Source organism: Massilia sp. Leaf139, from assembly GCF_001424165.1.
GTDB lineage: Bacteria > Pseudomonadota > Gammaproteobacteria > Burkholderiales > Burkholderiaceae_D > Telluria.
Genome location: NZ_LMOJ01000025.1, coordinates 481,988 through 499,775, shown reverse-complemented (window position 1 = coordinate 499,775; position 17,788 = coordinate 481,988). Strand labels below are relative to the sequence as shown.

Annotated in this window: 19 protein-coding genes; 11 read left to right on the top strand and 8 right to left on the bottom strand. The window is 65.6% G+C overall.

The annotated features are described in order from the left end of the window. Positions 1-8: 8 nt before the first annotated feature. A complete protein-coding gene (gene pmbA / locus ASF77_RS20015) occupies positions 9-1,361 on the bottom strand; it encodes a metalloprotease PmbA (RefSeq protein WP_056343484.1) in 1,353 nt (450 codons plus the stop codon). 95 nt (positions 1,362-1,456) lie between these two features. Between pmbA and yjgA the strand changes: the two genes are divergently transcribed. The 4 genes from yjgA (at position 1,457) to ASF77_RS19995 (ending at position 3,700) form a co-directional block, all read left to right on the top strand. Further along, on the top strand, positions 1,457-2,050 hold the full coding sequence (yjgA, locus tag ASF77_RS20010; protein WP_056343481.1) for a ribosome biogenesis factor YjgA: 594 nt from the start codon (positions 1,457-1,459) through the stop codon (positions 2,048-2,050). Beyond that, positions 2,031-2,663 (top strand): molybdopterin adenylyltransferase, encoded by a 633-nt coding sequence (gene mog / locus ASF77_RS20005; RefSeq protein ID WP_056343478.1) that lies wholly within the window; start codon positions 2,031-2,033, stop codon positions 2,661-2,663. The genes yjgA and mog overlap by 20 nt, the downstream gene beginning before the upstream one ends. Then, on the top strand, positions 2,660-3,328 hold the full coding sequence (locus ASF77_RS20000) for an alpha/beta hydrolase (RefSeq protein ID WP_056343474.1): 669 nt from the start codon (positions 2,660-2,662) through the stop codon (positions 3,326-3,328). The genes mog and ASF77_RS20000 overlap by 4 nt, the downstream gene beginning before the upstream one ends. 174 nt (positions 3,329-3,502) lie before the next feature. Then, the gene (locus ASF77_RS19995) at positions 3,503-3,700 is read left to right on the top strand and encodes a hypothetical protein (RefSeq protein WP_056343472.1); all 198 of its coding nucleotides are present in this window, start codon (positions 3,503-3,505) and stop codon (positions 3,698-3,700) included. 12 nt (positions 3,701-3,712) lie between these two features. Here ASF77_RS19995 and ASF77_RS19990 read toward each other — a convergent pair whose 3' ends face one another. The 3 genes from ASF77_RS19990 to ASF77_RS25030 all read right to left on the bottom strand — a co-directional run bounded on the left by ASF77_RS19990 (position 3,713) and on the right by ASF77_RS25030 (position 5,314). After that, complete coding sequence (locus ASF77_RS19990) at positions 3,713-4,267, bottom strand: carboxymuconolactone decarboxylase family protein (protein ID WP_056343469.1); 555 nt, start codon at positions 4,265-4,267, stop codon at positions 3,713-3,715. 124 nt (positions 4,268-4,391) lie between these two features. Continuing rightward, positions 4,392-4,757 carry a cytochrome c family protein gene (locus tag ASF77_RS25035; RefSeq protein WP_229445512.1) on the bottom strand — a complete coding sequence of 122 codons (366 nt, stop codon included), beginning with the start codon at positions 4,755-4,757 and terminating at the stop codon, positions 4,392-4,394. After that, a complete protein-coding gene (locus tag ASF77_RS25030; RefSeq protein ID WP_229445511.1) occupies positions 4,754-5,314 on the bottom strand; it encodes a cytochrome c in 561 nt (186 codons plus the stop codon). Before ASF77_RS25030 ends, ASF77_RS25035 begins: the two co-directional genes overlap by 4 nt. Before the next feature lie 86 nt (positions 5,315-5,400). Between ASF77_RS25030 and ASF77_RS19980 the strand changes: the two genes are divergently transcribed. Genes ASF77_RS19980 through ASF77_RS19965 form a run of 4 tightly spaced genes read left to right on the top strand, consistent with a single transcriptional unit; the run spans position 5,401 to position 9,601 of the window. Beyond that, the gene (locus ASF77_RS19980) at positions 5,401-5,796 is read left to right on the top strand and encodes a cytochrome c family protein (RefSeq protein WP_229445510.1); all 396 of its coding nucleotides are present in this window, start codon (positions 5,401-5,403) and stop codon (positions 5,794-5,796) included. Positions 5,797-5,804: 8 nt separating this feature from the next. Continuing rightward, on the top strand, positions 5,805-6,740 hold the full coding sequence (gene coxB / locus ASF77_RS19975; RefSeq protein ID WP_156648953.1) for a cytochrome c oxidase subunit II: 936 nt from the start codon (positions 5,805-5,807) through the stop codon (positions 6,738-6,740). After that, positions 6,737-9,265 carry a cytochrome c oxidase subunit I gene (gene ctaD, locus ASF77_RS19970; RefSeq protein ID WP_056343464.1) on the top strand — a complete coding sequence of 843 codons (2,529 nt, stop codon included), beginning with the start codon at positions 6,737-6,739 and terminating at the stop codon, positions 9,263-9,265. Before coxB ends, ctaD begins: the two co-directional genes overlap by 4 nt. Positions 9,266-9,268: 3 nt before the next feature. Next, the gene (locus tag ASF77_RS19965; RefSeq protein WP_056343461.1) at positions 9,269-9,601 is read left to right on the top strand and encodes a hypothetical protein; all 333 of its coding nucleotides are present in this window, start codon (positions 9,269-9,271) and stop codon (positions 9,599-9,601) included. Positions 9,602-9,747: 146 nt separating this feature from the next. Here ASF77_RS19965 and ASF77_RS19960 read toward each other — a convergent pair whose 3' ends face one another. Further along, the gene (locus tag ASF77_RS19960; protein ID WP_056343458.1) at positions 9,748-11,064 is read right to left on the bottom strand and encodes a sorbosone dehydrogenase family protein; all 1,317 of its coding nucleotides are present in this window, start codon (positions 11,062-11,064) and stop codon (positions 9,748-9,750) included. Positions 11,065-11,290: 226 nt separating this feature from the next. Between ASF77_RS19960 and ASF77_RS19955 the strand changes: the two genes are divergently transcribed. Together ASF77_RS19955 and ASF77_RS19950 are read left to right on the top strand one after the other, a co-directional pair. Continuing rightward, entirely contained in the window at positions 11,291-12,616 is a 1,326-nt protein-coding gene (locus tag ASF77_RS19955; protein WP_056343455.1) for an aspartate aminotransferase family protein, read from the top strand. Positions 12,617-12,654: 38 nt separating this feature from the next. Beyond that, positions 12,655-13,395 carry a TauD/TfdA family dioxygenase gene (locus ASF77_RS19950; protein ID WP_056343451.1) on the top strand — a complete coding sequence of 247 codons (741 nt, stop codon included), beginning with the start codon at positions 12,655-12,657 and terminating at the stop codon, positions 13,393-13,395. Between the two features lie 70 nt (positions 13,396-13,465). Here ASF77_RS19950 and ASF77_RS19945 read toward each other — a convergent pair whose 3' ends face one another. Genes ASF77_RS19945 through ASF77_RS19935 form a run of 3 tightly spaced genes read right to left on the bottom strand, consistent with a single transcriptional unit; the run spans position 13,466 to position 17,006 of the window. Further along, positions 13,466-14,314 carry a fumarylacetoacetate hydrolase family protein gene (locus ASF77_RS19945; protein ID WP_056343448.1) on the bottom strand — a complete coding sequence of 283 codons (849 nt, stop codon included), beginning with the start codon at positions 14,312-14,314 and terminating at the stop codon, positions 13,466-13,468. Then, complete coding sequence (locus ASF77_RS19940; protein WP_056343444.1) at positions 14,283-15,578, bottom strand: nitrate/nitrite transporter; 1,296 nt, start codon at positions 15,576-15,578, stop codon at positions 14,283-14,285. Before ASF77_RS19940 ends, ASF77_RS19945 begins: the two co-directional genes overlap by 32 nt. 18 nt (positions 15,579-15,596) lie before the next feature. Then, a complete protein-coding gene (locus ASF77_RS19935) occupies positions 15,597-17,006 on the bottom strand; it encodes a KamA family radical SAM protein (RefSeq protein ID WP_056343441.1) in 1,410 nt (469 codons plus the stop codon). A 296-nt stretch (positions 17,007-17,302) separates the two neighbouring features. On the opposite strand from ASF77_RS19935, the gene ASF77_RS19930 reads away from it, so the two are divergent. Then, the gene (locus tag ASF77_RS19930) at positions 17,303-17,758 is read left to right on the top strand and encodes a cache domain-containing protein (protein WP_056343437.1); all 456 of its coding nucleotides are present in this window, start codon (positions 17,303-17,305) and stop codon (positions 17,756-17,758) included. Positions 17,759-17,788: the final 30 nt, after the last annotated feature.

The window sequence follows — 17,788 nt, the reverse complement described above, 5'->3', positions numbered from 1 at the left end:
ATTCCTTATCAGTTACCTGCAACGACCATCTTCTCGATCAGGATCGACCCGGTCGATTTGTTTCCGCGGCTGAGCACATCGTTGCCGACGCCGACGATCTGCTGGAACATCTCGCGCATATTGCCGGCGATGGTGATTTCCTCGACCGGATACTGGATGACGCCGTTCTCGACCCAGTAGCCCGAGGCGCCGCGCGAATAGTCGCCGGTGACGTAGTTCACGCCCTGCCCCATCAGTTCGGTCACGAGCAGGCCCGTGCCCATCTTGCGCAGCATGCCCTCGAAAGTGTCGGCCAGCCTGGTTTCACTTGATGTGATGCTGAGGTTGTGGGCGCCGCCGGCATTGCCCGTCGTTTTCATGCCGAGCTTTCGGGCCGAGTACGAGGACAGGAAGTAGCCCTGCAGGACGCCGCTGTCGATGACCTTGCGGCGCACGGTGCGCACGCCTTCTTCGTCGAACGGGGACGAGCCCACTTCGCCGATGACGTGCGGGTCTTCCAGCACCTGGATATGGCTCGGGAAGACCTGCTGGCCGAGGGTATCGAGCAGAAAACTCGATTTGCGGTAGAGCGAGCCGCCCGATACCGCCTGCACGAAGGCGCCCAGCAGGCCCGCCGCCAGCGGCGCCTCGAACAGCACCGGGCAGGTGCGGGTGTCGAGCTTACGGGCGTTCAGGCGCGCCAGCGCGCGCTCGGCGGCGTAGCGGCCGACGGCTTCCGGCTTGGCCAGCTTCTTCGGGTCGCGCGCCGAGGTATACCAGTCGTCGCGCTGCATCTTGTTGCCTTTACCCGCGATCGGCGCGATCGACATCGTATGGCGCGAGAACGGATAGCCGCCGATGAAGCCGCGCGTGTTGGCGGCCACGAAATGCGATTGCTGCACGTAGACGCTGGCGCCTTCGCTGTTGGTGATGCGGCGGTCGACCTCGAAGGCCGCGTTCTCGCAGCGCTGCGCCAGTTCGACGGCTTCTTCGGTACTGATCTGCCACGGGTAGCACAGGCGCAGGTCGCGCGGGTTCATTTCCAGCATGTCGGCGTCGGGCAGGCCGGCCGCGTCGTCCTCGGCGGTGAAGCGGGCGATGTTCCAGGCCGCTTCCACGGTGGCGCGCAGCGAAGCTTCCGAGAAGTCGGAGGTGCTGGCGTTGCCCCGGCGCTGGCCGGCGTAGACGGTAACGCCAATGCCCTTGTCCTTGTTCTGCTCGATGGTCTCGATCTGGCCGCGACGTACCGACACCGACAGCCCGCTACCCTCGCTGATTTCGACCGAGGCATCGCTCGCGCCCTGTTCCTGGGCGAATGCGAGCACGCTCTGCGCCAATGCTTTCAACTGGTCTTGGGTGTGGGTAAAAACGGTGTCGTTCATATCGTGTTTTTCGTCGCAAGCCCTAAAACAGTTATCATAGCAGCCGTTTACTGTTTTTACTGATCGGCTCCGTGCCAATCGGATCATTCGATACCATGCCAAATCCAAACCGCGGCTCGGTGGGCTTCCAGTCCAACGAGTTCGAGCAAGAATACGAACGCCCTTCCAAATCTGAACTGAAGCGCCAGATGGACGAGTTGCAGAAACTCGGAGCACAACTCGTTGCCGAGCCGCGCGACCGCGTCAAGCGCGTCCCGATGCCGGAAGACGTCAAGGAAGCCATCCTGATGTGCCAGACCATCACCAACCACGAAGGCCGGCGCCGCCAGCTGCAATTCGTGGGCAAGAAGATGCGCACCCTGACCGACGAGGAAGTGGCCGTCATCCAGCGCACCATCGACAGCTGGAAAGGCGCCTCCAAGGCCGAGACGGCCGCGCTGCACGCGCTCGAGCGCCGCCGCGAGAAGCTGCTCGCCGACGACAAGGCGCTGACCCAGCTCCTCGAGGAAAACCCGGAACTCGACGCCCAGCAACTGCGCACCCTGATCCGCAATGCGCGCAAGGAACAGGCTGAGTCGAAGCCGCCGAAAGCCTACCGCGAGCTGTTCCAGATCCTGAAGGACCTGGGCAAGAAAAAGGCTGCCCCGGTCGACGACGAATCGGAAGACGATGAGCCCGCAGACGAGTAACGAGGTGGAGCTGGTGATCGGCCTGGTGTCGGTCTCGGACCGCGCCAGCGGCGGCATCTACGAGGACAAGGGCATTCCTGCGCTGCAGGACTGGATCGCCTCGGCCGTCACGACGCCTTACCGGATCGAGCCGCGCCTGATTCCCGACGAGCGTATGCAGATCGAGAAGACCCTGGTCGAGCTGGTCGACGTCGCCCGCTGCCACCTGGTGCTGACCACCGGCGGCACCGGCCCGGCGCGGCGCGACCTCACGCCCGAGGCGACGCTCGCCGTCGGCACCAAGGAAATGCCGGGCTTCGGCGAGCAGATGCGCCAGATCAGCCTGCGCTTCGTGCCGACCGCGATCCTGTCGCGCCAGGTCGCGGTGATCCGCGAGACGGCCGACCACGCGGCGCTGATCATGAATCTGCCGGGCCAACCGAAGGCGATCAAGGAAACACTGGAAGGCTTGAAGGACGCCGACGGCAAAGTCGTCGCCGGCGGCATCTTCGCCGCCGTCCCCTACTGCATCGACCTGATCGGCGGCCCCTACATGGAAACCAACCCGGCCGTCACGACCGCCTGGCGCCCGAAGAGCGCCCAGCGTCCGGCCCCTACCCAGGACACCGCATGAGCGATCTGCTGCAAACGATTGAAATCGACACCGCACCGAATCCGACGGTCGCCGTCATCTGGCTGCACGGCCTGGGCGCCGACGGCAACGACTTCGTGCCGCTGGTGCGCGAACTGGATTTACAAGGACTGCCGGGCATCCGCTTCGTCTTCCCGCATGCGAAGACGATCCCGGTGACGATCAATGGCGGCTATGTGATGCGCGCCTGGTACGACATCACCGGCGCCGAACTGACGCGCCGCGAAGACGAAACCGGCCTGCGCGACTCGCAGCGCGACGTCGAGGCCCTGATCGCACGCGAAAAAGCACGTGGCATTCCGGCCTCGAAAATCATCCTGGCCGGCTTCTCGCAAGGCTGCGCGATGACGCTGCAGACCGGCCTGCGCCACCCGGAAAAGCTGGCCGGCATGCTGTGCCTGTCGGGCTACCTGCCGCTCCACGAAAAAGTCCCTCATGAGCGCACCGAGGAAAGCATCGACACCCCGATCTTCATGGCGCACGGCCGCCAGGACCACGTCGTGCCCTTCCTGCGCGGCGAGCAGTCGCGCGACATCCTCAAGGAGCTCGGTTATACGATCGACTGGCACGCGTACCCGATGCAGCATTCGCTCTGCTTCGAGGAGGTGCAGGACATCTCGGCGTGGCTGAAGAAGGTACTGGCTTAAGAAGGTACTGGCTCAAGAAGCCTCAACCAACGGGAGCTGCAGAGCGCCTTCCAAAATCCTCAGGGCAAGGCGCATCGTCGAAGACAGTACGCTAGTACGGCGAGACGATGCAACGCCGCCATGAGGGTTTTGGAAGGCGCTCTTGGCTCCCGTTTTACATTGGAGGGCTACACAATGGCCAAAAAAGAAGAACTCGACGAAGAAACGATGGCGCTGATTAACTGGTGCATCGAAGTCGAAAAACACCTGGTCGCCGGCGGCGCGACGCAGAAGGAGGCCCAGGATCACATCGAAGAACAGGTCGAGTGGTTCACGGATCTGTTCTACGACGGCTTGACGCCGGAAGAGGCGGCGAAGGAAGCGCTGGCCTGAACCACGGCGCCGCTATTCGGGCAGCGGCGCCGCGCTCGACACGGGCATCTCGGTGCGCGCCGTGTTCATCACCATCGCCAGGAAGGTGTAATAACCGTTCAATCCCATCAGGTCGACCACCCCCTGCTCGCCGAACAGCGCCAGCGCCTGCCCATAGGTGCGATCCGAGACGCCCTTGGTCTGGTGCAGTTCGGTACAAAAATCGTAGACCACCGCTTCGTCCATCAGCATGCCTTCAGGGCGGGCGCGGTGGGCGATGGCATCGATCAGGCTGGACGTCAGTCCTACCTGCGCCGCGATCGGCGCGTGGATCGCCCACTCGACCGCCTGGTTCCAGTGGCGCGCCGTCACCAGGATCACCAGTTCCGACAGCCGCACGCCGATCGCGCTGCGGTAGCGCAGGTATTCGCCCATGCGCTGGGCGTTTTCCAGCAGCTCGGGACTGCGCAGCAGCGGCACGAAGGGGCCGTACAGGGCGCCGCGCGGCCCTTCGATGACGGTTTGCGCGGCGCGGCGCTGGGCGTCGGTCAGCAGGGCCGGGGAAATCGGAGGCAGGCGGTCGGTCATGAGCGGCTTCCCAAGATCAATGTCTAAACGGAAAAAATAGTCGCACAGCTTCCGTGAAAGATCAAAAAGAATCCGGGTGCGGTTAGCGTCTTGTCAAACCTTACGTTTGACAAGCCGGGAAGCGCTATTTTTGCGGCCCCAGCAGCCAGGCGCTCATGTCGAGCGCATCGCGTTCGCTCACGCCCATGGCCGGCATCGCGGTGTGCGGGTCGATCGATTGCGGGTCGCGGATCCAGCGCACCAGGTTGGCCTGGTTGTTCGGCAGGCTGCCGGCGATGAAGCGCTGTTCGGCCAGGTCGGTCAGCGGACGGCCGACGTGGGTCTCGGGGCCGGTCAAGCCAGGGATCATGTGACAGGCGCGGCAGGCGTGCTGGGCCAGCGCGATGCGGCCGCGCTCGGGGTCGCCCTGCAGGGTGGTCGATGGCGGCTGATCCTGGCAGCCGGCCAGCAGCGCCAAAGTCAGGAGGCAGCTGGACAGGCGCGCGTTCATCGTGCGGCTCCGGTGGCGGCGGCGGGCGGAACCGCCGTCGCCTGCGCATAATCGCGCGCCGACAGCGCCGGCAGCTTGCCCATGAAGGCCACCACCGCCCACAGGTCGGCGTCGCTCAAATGAAACTGCCAGGCCGGCATGCCGCTCATCTTGATGCCGTGCTTCGTGATCCAGTACAACTCGCGCGGCTCCCAGCGCATGCTCGCATCGATCAGCGGGCCGGGCAGCGGCTGCATGCTCTGCCCGATCTTGGCCTGGGCCACGCCGGGCGCGCCATGGCACTGCACGCAATGCGCTTGATAGACGCCGGCGCCGCGCGCCACCTGCTGCGGCGCGCCCAGCGCCGGCACCGTCACGTCCTTCGAATGGTTGCGCACCGAATAGGCCATGCCCTGCTCCAGCACCGAATACACGGGCTGCAGATGCTGGGAGGTGGCCGTGGTGTCGTACCAGCCGGCGCGCAGCACGACGCCGCCGGCGATGGCGGCCGCCAGCCCCGCCAGCGCCAGGGTGGCGGCGGCGGTTTTCAGGATCAGGCGATGTCGTTGTGAAAGCATGGGTGGTCGCCAGGGTGCGCACTGTTGAAAAAATGATATTGTTTCTCTTGTATTATATAGAGCCATCGCTTCTCTCGGATTCAATTGTGCGCAATTACTTTTCTGCTCCTGCTGCGCGCGCCACCCGCTTCTTTGGCGCCGGACTGTGCCTGATCCTGCTGGCCGGCTGCGGCAAGGAAAAAGCGCCGCAGCAGGTCAGCGGCGGCAACCCGGCCCAGGGACAGCGCCTGATGGCGCAGTACCAGTGCACCGCCTGCCATGCGATTCCGGAAGTGCCTGGCCCCGCCGGCAATGCGGGGCCGTCGCTGGAGCAGTTTGGACGGAGCAGCTATATCGCCGGCGGCATCCCGAACACCCCCGACAACCTCACCCGCTGGCTCGACAACCCGCAAGCCCTGAAACCGGGCAGCGCCATGCCGGATCTGGGCGTCTCGCCCGACGAGGCGCGCCACATGGCGGCCTATCTGATGACCTTGCGATGAGTGCCGAGATGAGTGCGCCACTGCAGTCCGTGCTGCATCCCGCCGGCCCCGACGCGGCGCTCATCGCGCACCTGTCCTGGGTGTTGTTCGGCGGCGCCGCGGTCATTTTCGTCGCCGTGATGGCGCTGGTGGTGCTCAGCATGCGCCCTGCCGCGCGGCCGGTTTCGACGCGCTGGTGGATCGCCGGCGCCGGCGTCGTCTTCCCGGTGGTCGTGCTGACCGCGCTGCTGGTCTGGAGCACCTGGCGCAGCGCCGACCTGACGCCGCAGACCTCGCGCGGCGCGATGAGCATCGGCGTGACGGCCAAGATGTGGTGGTGGGAAGTGCGCTATCACGATCCCGCTAGCGGCAAACAAGTCGTCAGCGCCAACGAGATCCGGATTCCCGCCGGGCGCCCGGTGTATGTCGGCCTGACCTCGACCGACGTGATCCACAGCCTGTGGGTGCCGGCCCTGAACGGCAAGATGGACACCATCCCGGGACGCATCAACGGCCTGACCTTGCATGCCGACAAACCCGGCGTCTACCGCGGCCAGTGCGCCGAATACTGCGGCGAGCAGCATGCGCGCATGGCGCTGCACGTGATCGCCTTGGCGCCCGCCGACTTCCAACGCTGGCTCGCGAACGAGGCGCAGCCGGCCAAGGCCGCCGACAACGCCCTGGTCGAGCGCGGCCGCGCCGCCTTCCTCGAACAGCGCTGCCAGAGCTGCCACACGATCCGCGGCCTGCCCGGCGCCGAACTGGCGCGCCTGGGCCCGGATCTCACGCACGTGGGCGGCCGCACCCACATCGCCGCCGGCACCCTGCGCAACCACCGCGGCACGCTGGCCGGCTGGATCGCCGATCCGCAAGCCATCAAGCCGGGCGCACGCATGCCGGCCGCCACTGACATCGACGGGGCCACGCTGCAAGCCCTGGCGGCCTACCTCGAACAGCTGAAATGACCACGACCACGACCCGGGACACACTGCCCAGCGCATTGCCTTCTTCCCTGCCCCGCCCTCCCGACGAGCTGGAAAAGCTGGAGCAGCCCTGGCGCCGCCCGACCGGCCTGCGCTTCTTCACCCGCGTCGACAACACCAGCATCGGCCTGCTCTATATCGGCACCGCGCTGCTGTTCTTCCTGCTGGCCGGGATCCTCGGCCTGATGATGCGCGCCCAGCTGGCCGTGCCCGACAACGGCCTGATGAGCGCCTCGGTGTACAACCAGGTCTTCACCATGCACGGCACGGTGATGATGTTCCTGTTCGCCATTCCCATCGTCGAGGCGATTGCCGTGTTCCTGCTGCCGAACATGCTGGGCGCGCGCGACCTGCCCTTCCCGCGCCTGTCGGCCTATGCCTATTGGGCGTATGCGATCGGCGGCCTCGCCTTCTTCTGCACCCTGTTCTTCAGCCTGTCGCCCGACGGCGGCTGGTTCATGTACCCGCCGCTGACCAGCAAGCAGTATTCGCCGGGGCTGAACGCCGATTTCTGGCTGCTCGGGATCGGCTTCATCGAAATCTCGGCGATCGCCGGCGCCATCGAACTGATCGTCGGCATCCTGTTCACCCGCGCGCCCGGCATGACGCTGTCGCGCATGCCGGTGTATGCCTGGGCCATGCTGGTCGTCGCCGTGATGATCGTGTTCGCCTTCCCGGCCATCATCGCCGGCACCACGCTGCTGGAAATGGAGCGCGCCTTCGACTGGCCCTTCTTCATTGCCGAGCGCGGGGGCGACCCGGTTCTGTGGCAGCACCTGTTCTGGTTCTTCGGCCACCCCGAGGTCTACATCATCTTCCTGCCCGCCGCCGGCATGGTCTCGACCATGATCCCCTCCATTGCCGGCACGCCGCTGGTCGGCAGAAAGGCGATCATCGTGGCGCTGGTCGTGGTCTGCTTCTTCAGCTTCGCGCTGTGGGCGCACCACATGTTCACGGCCGGCCTGGGCGTGATGACGATGAGTTTCGTTTCGGCCGCCAGCATGGCCGTCGCCGTGCCGACCGCGATCCAGGTGTTCGGCTGGATCGCCACCCTCTGGCGCGGCAAGGTGACCATGAACGCACCGGCCCTGTTCCTGGGCGGCTTCATGTTCATCTTCGTGCTGGGCGGGCTGACCGGGGTGATGGTGGCGCTGCTGCCCTTCGACTGGCAGGCGCACGACACCTATTTCATCGTCGCCCACCTGCATTACGTGCTTGTCGGCGGCATGGTGTTCCCGGTGTTCGCGGCCATGTACTACTGGATGCCGCTGCTCAAGGGCCAGCGCATGTCCGAGCGCCTGGCGAAATGGGTGTTCTGGCTGATGTTCGGCGGTTTCAATATCGCCTTCTTCCCGATGCACATCACCGGCCTGCTCGGCATGCCGCGCCGGGTCTACACCTACCCGACCGAGATGGGCTGGGACTGGCTGAACCTGGTGTCGACGGTCGGCGCCTTTGTGCTGGCGGCGGGCGTGCTGCTGTTCCTGGTCGACGTCGTGCGCACGCTGCGCCGGCCCGAGCAGAAAGTCGGCAATCCGTGGAATGCGTCGACGCTCGAATGGCTGCCGACCGAGACCTACAACACGCGCAGCATCCCGCAAGTAAAATCGGCCGATCCGCTCTGGGATCAGCCGGGCCTCACCGAACAGGTGGAAGCGGGCCAGCATTACCTGCCGGGCACCGCCAGCGGCCGGCGCGAGACGATCGCCACCAGCCCGGTTGCCGCCAGGCCGACCTACCTCTTGATCCTGCCGACCGACGGCTGGCTGCCGTTTGTTGCCGCCGCCGGCACCGCGGGCTTCTTCCTGCTGCTGACGGTGAAGATGACGCTAATCGCCTGGGCCTGCGGGATCACGGCGGTCGTCTCGACCGTGGCCTGGCTGTGGGGCTCGGACACGAAGCCGCCGATCCGCGAGGCGCGCGTCTCCGACACCCTGGTGCTGCCGGTCGGGGCGCGCGGCACGGCTTCGCATTCGTGGTGGGGCACGATCGTCATGCTGGTGGTCGACGCGACCATCTTCGCCTCCCTCGTCTTCGCCTATATCCACATCTCGATGCGCCTGGAAGTGTGCCCGCCGCCCGCGGCCACGCTGCCGGACGTGCGCTGGCCGCTGATCTCGGGCGCGCTGCTGGCGGCGGGATCGGCCTGCATGCTCTGGGCTCTGCGCAGCCTCGGCACCCGGCGCCTGCCCTGGCTCGCGCTGGCGGCCACCGGCTGCGCGGTCGCCGCCTTCCTGGTCGACCTGCACGGCTACGGCCTGGCGGGACTGGCGCCGCGCGCGCAGGCATGGAGCGCGACGATCGCGGCGCTGGTAAGCTACCAGGGCCTGCACGTGGTCATTTTGGCGATCGCCGGGCCTTATCTGGCGGCGCGTGCCTGGAGCGGGCGCCTCGGCCCATCGAGCCGTGCGACGCTCGACAATACGGCCCTGATCTGGCACTACACGACCCTGCAGGGCATCGCGCTAGCGCTGGCGGTGCATGTCGTCCCCTTGCTGATGGAGTGATCGATGCGCGAACGGTTCTTCAGAAAGCTGATCCGCGGCACATTGCCGCTCCTGGTCTGGGCCGCGCATTTCGCCGGCAGCTATGTGCTGGTGGCGGCCCAGTGCAGCCCGGCCGGCTTCGCGCCGGGCAGTCCGCACCGGCTGCCGCTGGCGCTGATGACGGTCATCGCGCTGGCGATCTGCGCGGCGCTGGCCTGGCACACGCGCCATGCGCTGGGCGGCGCCGATGAGCACACGCCGCTGCTGGATCGGGCGGCGGCGCTGACGGCCTTGCTGGCGTTCGCGGGGATTGCGTGGACGTCGGTGCCGCTGTGGTTTGTGGATAGCTGCGCTTGAATTGATGCGCGATTGATCGACCCCGTCCAACGATGATCATCGGTCACGTGTGGGCACGGGGCGCCCACCCTACGGACTGTGCCGGAGGAAGGTAGGGTGGGCGCCCTGTGCCCACGCGTTCAACGCACGTCCGCCCATCGAAACGTTTAGCGCGCTACAGATCGCACGCGCCAGACGACGTTGCCGACATCGTCCGCCACCAGCAGCGCGCCCGCCTTGTCGATCGCCACTCCCACCGGGCGCCCGAGCGCGTCGCCGTTCCCGTCGACGAAACCGGTCAGCACCGGAACCGGCTTGCCGTTCGGCCGGCCCTCGGCGAAGGGGACGAAGACGACGTTGTAGCCCGACAGCGGCTTGCGGTTCCAGGAGCCGTGCTGGCCGATGAAGGCGCCGTTGGCGAATTGCGAACCCAGTTTCGCGCCCTCGGCGAACGTGAGGCCGAGGGCGGCGACGTGGGCCCCGAGCGCGTAGTCGGGCGGGATGGCTTTCGCCACCAGATCCGGGCGCGGCGGTTTCACGCGCTCATCGACGTGCTGGCCATAGTAACTGTAGGGCCAGCCGTAGAAGCCGCCCTCCTTCACCGAGGTCAGGTAATCGGGCACCAGGTCGTTGCCGATCTCGTCGCGCTCGTTCACGACCGTCCACAGCGCGCCGGTCTGCGGTTCCCAGGCCATGCCGTTCGGGTTGCGCAGGCCGGAGGCGAACAGGCGCGTGGCCCCGCTCCTGACGTCGACCTCGAGGATGGCGGCGCGGTTGATTTCGTTCTCCATGCCGTTTTCGCCGACATTGCTGTTCGAACCGACCGTGGCGTACAGCTTGGCGCCGTCCTTGCTGGCGATGATGTTCTTCGTCCAGTGGTGGTTCAGCCCCGCCGGCAGCGGCGCCACTTTCACCGGCGCGTCGGCGATTGCAGTGGCGCCCGCCTTGTACGGGAAGCGCACGATGCCGTCGGCATTTGCCACGTACAGCGTCTCGCCGACCAGCGCCATGCCGAAAGGCGAATGCAGGTTCTTGAGGAAGACGCTGCGGGTCTCGGCCAAGCCGTCGCCGTCGGCGTCGCGCAGCAAGGTGATGCGGTCGGCGCTCGGCACGCCGGCACCGGCCCTTTCCATCACCTTCTTCATGACCCAGGCCTTGATGCCCGATTTCCTGGTCTCCGGCGTTTGCGGCTTGTTCGATTCGGCCACCAGCACGTCGCCGTTGGGCAGGACGTGCAGCCAGCGCGGATGATCCAGGCCGCTTGCCATGGCGCTCACGTCCAGGCCCTGGGCAGCGCTCGGCCTGGCGCCGTTCCAGCCCTTGGCGGGCGCGATGTCGACCGTCGGAATCAGGCTTTTCTGTGGCTGCGGCAGCGTCGGCGCCGGGCCGACGCCGGCGTCGACCGGGAGGATGGACTGGTCGGCGCAGGCCGCCAGCGCGAGCAGCACGGCTGCGGCAAGGACGGAAGATGGGCGAAGGCGCATGGCGTTCTCCTGGAATGGGTCGAGCGGATGCGCCGAGTGTAGCGAAAAAGACAATGCCGCTACGCGCGATTCGGTTGAAATTGTCGCCCCATTCCTCTGCTTTCGGGCGCAGCGTTGCGAAAGTGTCCTGTTGGAAAAATATGTGTCCAATTTCCAACCAACATCAACAAAAACCCGATCCCGCCCGCTTAAGGTTGACCGTCAACTTCAAACGGAAGGGAGCACCATGAGCTACATCATCCACCGCAGCCTGCACCAGACGCCGCCCGTCGTCGCCTCGGCCCAGGGCATCCTGCTGACGGATACCCAAGGCAATACCTATATCGACGCCTGCGGCGGCGCCGCTGTCTCCGCCCTCGGCCATGCGCACCCGGACATTATCGAGGCGATGCACCGCCAGATCGACCAGTGCGCCTATGCCCACACGGGCTTCTTCACCACCGACGCAGCCGAGGAGCTGGCCGAGCGCCTGGTGGCCGGGGCGCCGGCCGGCATCAAGGGCGTCTACTTCCTCTCGGGCGGTTCCGAGGCGATGGAGACCGCCTTAAAACTGGCGCGCCAGTATTTTTATGAAGGCGGCGAACCGCAGCGCAAGCTGTTCATCTCGCGCCGCCAGAGCTACCACGGCAATACGCTGGGTGCGCTGGCGATCAGCGGCAGCGAATGGCGCAGCAAACCCTTCGCGCCGATCCTGATGGACGTGCCGCGCGTCTCGCCCTGCAACGAATACCGCGGGCGCGGCGAGCAGCAGTCGGTCGATGCCTACACGGCCGCCCTGCTCGACGAACTCGAGACGGCGATCCTGAAGGCCGGCGCCAAGAACGTGATCGGCTTCGTGGCCGAACCGGTGGTCGGCGCCAGCGCCGGCGCGGTGCCGCCGACGCCGGGCTACTTCAAGGGCGTGCGCGAGATCTGCGACCGCCACGGCATCCTCTTCATCGCCGACGAGATCGCGTGCGGCATGGGCCGCACCGGCACCATGTACGCGATCGAGCAGGAAGGCGTGGCGCCGGACATCATCACGGTGGCCAAGGGCTTGGCCGCCGGCTACCAGCCGATCGGCGCGGTGCTGGCGCAGGGCGCGATCGTGGAGCGGCTGCGCCAGGGCAGCGGTGCCTTCATGCATGGGCACACCTATATCGGCCATCCGGTGGCGGCGGCGGCGGCGCTGGCCGTGCAAAAGGTGATCGAGCGCGACAAGCTGCTGGCGCAGGTGCAGAAACGCGGCGCCACCCTGCGCCGCATGCTGGGCAACGTGTTCGGCCGCCATCCGCACGTGGGCGACATCCGCGGCCGCGGCCTGTTCATGGCCCTCGAGCTGGTGCAGGATCGCGCGACCAAGGCGCCGTTCGCACCGGAGCGCAAGCTGCACGCGGCCGTTAAGGCGCAGGCTTTCAAACGCGGCCTGATGGTGTTCCCGATGGGCGGCACCATCGACGGCCAGTCGGGCGACCACATCCTGCTGGCGCCCCCCTTCATCACGAGCGAGGCGGAGCTGGGCGAAATCGTGACCCGGCTGGCGGAAGCGCTCGACGCCGCACTGCAGCCCTGAACCCCGCATCATCTCCCCATTCGAAAGGAAGGTAGACCATGAGCGAATCGAACGTGATGGAAGCGGGCGCCGGCATCGCCCGCTGCAAGGCCGAACTGGAGGAACGCGGCTGGACGATCCTGGCGCGCGACCTGCTGCGCGACGGCCCGCGTCCGGCGCTGGCGCATTTCGGCCGCATCGTGCCGCAGTTTAATGGCGAGGAAACCTATGAGGTGACGCTGAAGCCGGGCTTCGAGAAGCTGCCCTTCTCGCAAAGTAAAAACAGCATCGGCCCGCACACGGAGGCGCCGGTGTACGACCCGCCGCCCAAATATCTGGCCCTGCACTGCCACCGCCAGGCAAGCTGCGGCGGCGGCCAGACCCTGCTGGCCGACGGCTTCGCCTTCCACGCCTCGCTCAGCCCGGAGCTGAAGGCCTGGGCCGATGCCAACGACGTCGTGTTCATGGCCAGCGCCATGCCCGGCGCCGAGCGGCGCCTGTTCCGCACGCGGCTGGTGGAAGAAAAGGACGGCGCCCGCCTGTTTCGCTTCAGCTATAACCAATTTCGCTTCGGCGACGTTAATCCGTCGGAAGGCGACCTGGCGCAAGCCGCAGGACAATCGGCCCAGACCCCGCTGGGGCAGATTGCGGAATGCGGCGAGAAGTTCTTCTACGAGCACATGATCCAGGTGCTGATCCCCGAAGGCAGCATGCTCATCTGGGACAACCAGCGCCTGATGCACGCTCGCAGCAAATATTCGGATCCGGTGCGCCACCTGACGCGCTACTGGCTCAGCTGAACCCCGTCTGACCGCTTCCGCCCGCGCGCTGGCCAGCAAGCACCGGCCAGCGCAGGGCTCTTCGATTTTCTTACTTGGCCCAGGCCAGCACGTCCTGCTGCTGCTCGCCCAGTCCCTCGATCCCCAGGCGCACCTGGTCGCCCTTCTTGAGGAAGCGTTGCGGCGTGCGTCCCATGCCGACGCCCGGCGGAGTGCCGGTGCAGATGATGTCGCCCGGTTCCAGGGTCATGAACTTCGACAGGTAGCTGACGATCTGCGCCACCGTGAACACCATGTTCGCCGTGTTCCCGGTCTGCATGCGCTTGCCGTTCACTTCCAGGTACATGTTCAAGTCCTGCACGTCGTAGACCTCGTCGCGCGTGACCAACCAGGGGCCGACCGGGCCGAAGGTGTCGCAACCTTTACCTTTGTCCCATTGCGAGCCCAGCTCGAACTGGTAAGCGCGTTCCGAGACGTCGTTGACGACGCAGTAGCCGGCCACGAATTGCAAGGCGTCGGCTTCGTCGACGTACTGCGCGCGGGTGCCGATCACGACGCCGAGTTCGACTTCCCAGTCGGTCTTTTTCGAGCCTTGCGGCAGCTGGATCGGATCGTCCGGGCCGGACAGGCAGGTGATCGCCTTCATGAACATGATCGGCTCGCTCGGGATCGGCGCGCCGATTTCGGCCGCATGATCCGAATAGTTCATGCCGATGCCGATGAACTTGCCGGTGCCCTTCACCGGCACGCCCAGACGCGGGTTGCCGCGCACGGCCGGCAGGGTTTTGGTGTCGATCTTCGCGAGCTTGCGCAGGGCACGGTCGGAGAGCACGGCTGCGTCGATGTCTCCGATGACGCCGGAGAGATCGCGCAGCCGTCCTTCATCGTCCAGCAATCCCGGTTTTTCCTTACCGGGGCGACCGTAGCGTACCAATCTCATAATCTTCCTTCGGGCTCAATATGGCAATCTCGCATTGTAGCGGACGCCGCCGAAGGAAGTAGCCGACCAGCCCGGGCAACTGCAGCAGCACCAGGATGCCGAAGGCGACCTGGTAGGCGACGGCCGGATAATGGTTCGCCGCATCCGGCGTCCATAGGCCCACCACCTGGCCGAAGCCCGCCTGCACCAGGAAGGCGCCGACGAAAATCACCAGGTTCAGGCAGGTGGCGGCGCGCCCGGTGAGTTCCTTGGGCATGCTCTGCGAGACGATCGCGAACTCGATCCCGGTGATCGTACCGACCAGCGTGAACACCACCGACAGCAGCTGCATGCTCGGCTTCCAGTTACACACGATGGCCATCTGGATCAGCACGAACAAGGCGACCCCGAGCGCCGCCACGTCCAGCGGCGCGATGCCGCGCCGTCCCGCCCATTCGGTGATCATGCCGACCGCGATCGCGCCGAAGATCACCGAGGCCATGCCCATGTACAGCAGGTAGGCCACCACCGGCTCCGGAAAGCGCGCCACGTCCGACAGCCAGCGCCCGATCCACAGGCCCTGGATGCCGAAGAAGACCATGTGCGACACCACCACCAGCGAGGTCGTCTTGCGAAAGGCCGGGTTGCGGTAGACGTCGAGGATCGACTTGACCGTCGGCGCCTTGCCGCTGCCCGTGGCGGCCGGTGGGCTGAGCAGGCGGATCAGCAGGCCGCAGCAGGCGATTAGGCCGGCGATCGCGATGAACACGCCGCGCCAGTCCATGTACTGCAGCACTTTCGTCACCGGCATCGTCGACGAGGCCGCGCCCAGGCCGCCGACCGCGATCAGGTAGCCCTGCACCGAAGGCAGGCGCTTCGGATCGACCCAGGTCGACACCGCCTTGACCGCCGACATGAAGCAGCCGCCCAGGCCGACGCCGATCAGGGTGCGCGCGATCAGGAGCTGGATGAAGTTCTGGCCGTAGGCGAACATCAGCGCCCCGAGCGCGCCGCAGGTCATCAACACCAGCTGCACCTTGCGCGGGCCGTAGCGGTCGAGCGCCATCCCGACCGGCAGCTGCACCAGCGCCGCCGCGAAGAAGAAGGCGCTGGTCAGCAGTCCGAGCTGGCCGGGCGTGAGCGCGAGCGCGTCGACCAGGTCGGGCGCGAGCACCGCGTTCACGTTGCGTACCAGCGAAGACAGGTAGTGTCCCAGCGCGAACGGCAGGAACACGCAGAAGAAAACCGCCACGCCTGACATGCGTGGCGAGCTTTGGTCGCCCATGGCCGATCCGGATCCGGATCAGGCCGCGCTGGGCTGGCTGTCGCTGGCGCGGCGGTCGTGCTGCGGCGCCTGCGCGATCGGGATCACGCGTCCGCCCGGCACGTACAGGCCGGCGTCCCCTGCTTCCTCCTCAAAGAAGAACTTCTTGCGGCCAAAGGCGGGCTTCAGGTGGTCGAGCCAGGTGGCCTCGGAGTCGTACTTGGCGAAGAAGGGTTTACGCACCCAGTCCGGATTCCGCGCCTGCAGGAACTGCAGCGCGAACAGCTTTTCACCATTGATGGTGACCACGCCGTCGATCACGACCTTGCCCGGGAAGGCGCTCATCGACGGGCCGCGCACGGTGCGCGACAGGCCCGAGACCATCGAATAGGCTTGCTGGAAGATCTCGTGGGCTTTGGCCAACGGCAGCGCGAAGTAATCGCTCGGGCCGGTGTCGCGCTCGACGAACATGTAATACGGGATCGCCCCCAGGCGCACGCCCGTCGTCCACAGCTCGGCCCAGCTCTTCGGGTCTTCGTTGATGTGGCGGATCAGTGGGCCCTGCATGCGCAGCGTGGCGCCGGTGCCGACGATGCGCTTCACGGCCGCCTGCGCTACGGACGCGCGCAGCTCCACCGCATGGTTGTAGTGGCCCATGATCGCCAGGTTCTTGCCGGCCTTGACCACGCGTTCGAACAGGCGCATCAGGTCGTCCGAGTCCTTGTCGGAGACGAAGCGCTGCGGCCAGTAGGCGACCGACTTGGTGCCGATGCGGATGTTCTGGATGTGCGCCAGCTCCGGCGCCAATAATGGTTCCAAAAACTCCGTGAGCGAGCGCGTATTCATGATCATCGGGTCGCCGCCGGTGAGCAGGACGTCGGTCACGTCCGGATGCATGGCCAGGTAGGACACCAGTTCGGAACACTCCTTCGCATTGAACTTCATGTCGTCCATGCCGACGAACTGCGGCCAGCGGAAGCAGAAGGTGCAGTAGGCGTGGCAGGTCTGGCCGGCGCTGGGGAAGAACAGCACGGTCTCCTTGTACTTGTGCTGCAGGCCGTGCAGCGGCGTGTCGTTCACGCGCGGGACGTTATGGGTCATCTGGCCGGCCGGGTGCGGGTTCATGCGCATGCGGATCTGGTGCACCAGCTTGGCGGTGGCGGCATCGTCCTTCTTGTGCAGCACCAGGTCGCGCAACTGCTCGTATTCGCGCGCCGGCAGCATGTCGCGGTGCGGGAAGGTCAGGCGGAAGATCGGATCGTCGGGAATCTTGTCCCAGTCGATCAGGTGGTCGAGAACGTATTCGTTGACGCGAAAGGGCAGCACATGCGAAACGACCTGGGTTGCTTCCTGCAACTCCGGGCTCATCCATTTCCACTGGCGCGCGAGCGCGATGGTCTGGCGTGTATAGGGCTTGAACTTGGCGGGGGTCGAATCGGTGGAGGTCACGTCATGCTCCTGGAAAGGAAAGATGAGGGAACGGCGGACGAATTCTTGAGTAAGAAATTGCCGACGGGAATTCATCTTATGAGGCATGAAGTCCGTATGAGTTGCACACAATCAACGGAAATCAATAGAACTTGCTCTTAAGAATAATTAGTTTGCCTGGAGACATGTGGTGCTTTGTCTGCACCCGACGGAACTGCTTGTGCGAGCGCAAATTAACCGTAGGAACTGGGGCGTACATTTCCCAATGCACTTAGGAAAGTTTTACCCATGCACGTCTTATCGAAAGGATTGTTCCTATGAAGCTGCTCGCCACTGCCACCGCCCTGTGCCTCGGACTCGCCTGCTCCGGTGCATTGGCCAATGAACCGACCGAAAAGGATGCGATCGCGATGACCGAACGCGGCGCGGCCCTGATGAAATCCAAGGGCAAGGATGAAATGATGAAGCGCATCAGCGCCAAGGATCCGGAATTCGTCCAGGGCGAACTGTATGTCGGCATGCGCGACATCAAATCGGGCGTGATGCTGGCGCATCCGCACAATCCTTCGATCGTCGGCAAGGATCTGACCGACGTGCCTGACGCCAACGGCAAGAAATACCGCCGCGCGATCATCGACCTGGCCGCCGCCAAAGGCAAGGGTTGGGTCGACTACATGTACAAGAATCCGACCACCGGCAAGATCGAGCCGAAGACGACCTATGTGATGAAGGTCGACGACGTGGTGCTGGAAGCCGGCATCTACAAGAAATAAGCGAGCAACGGTACAGGGCGGCTTCGGCCG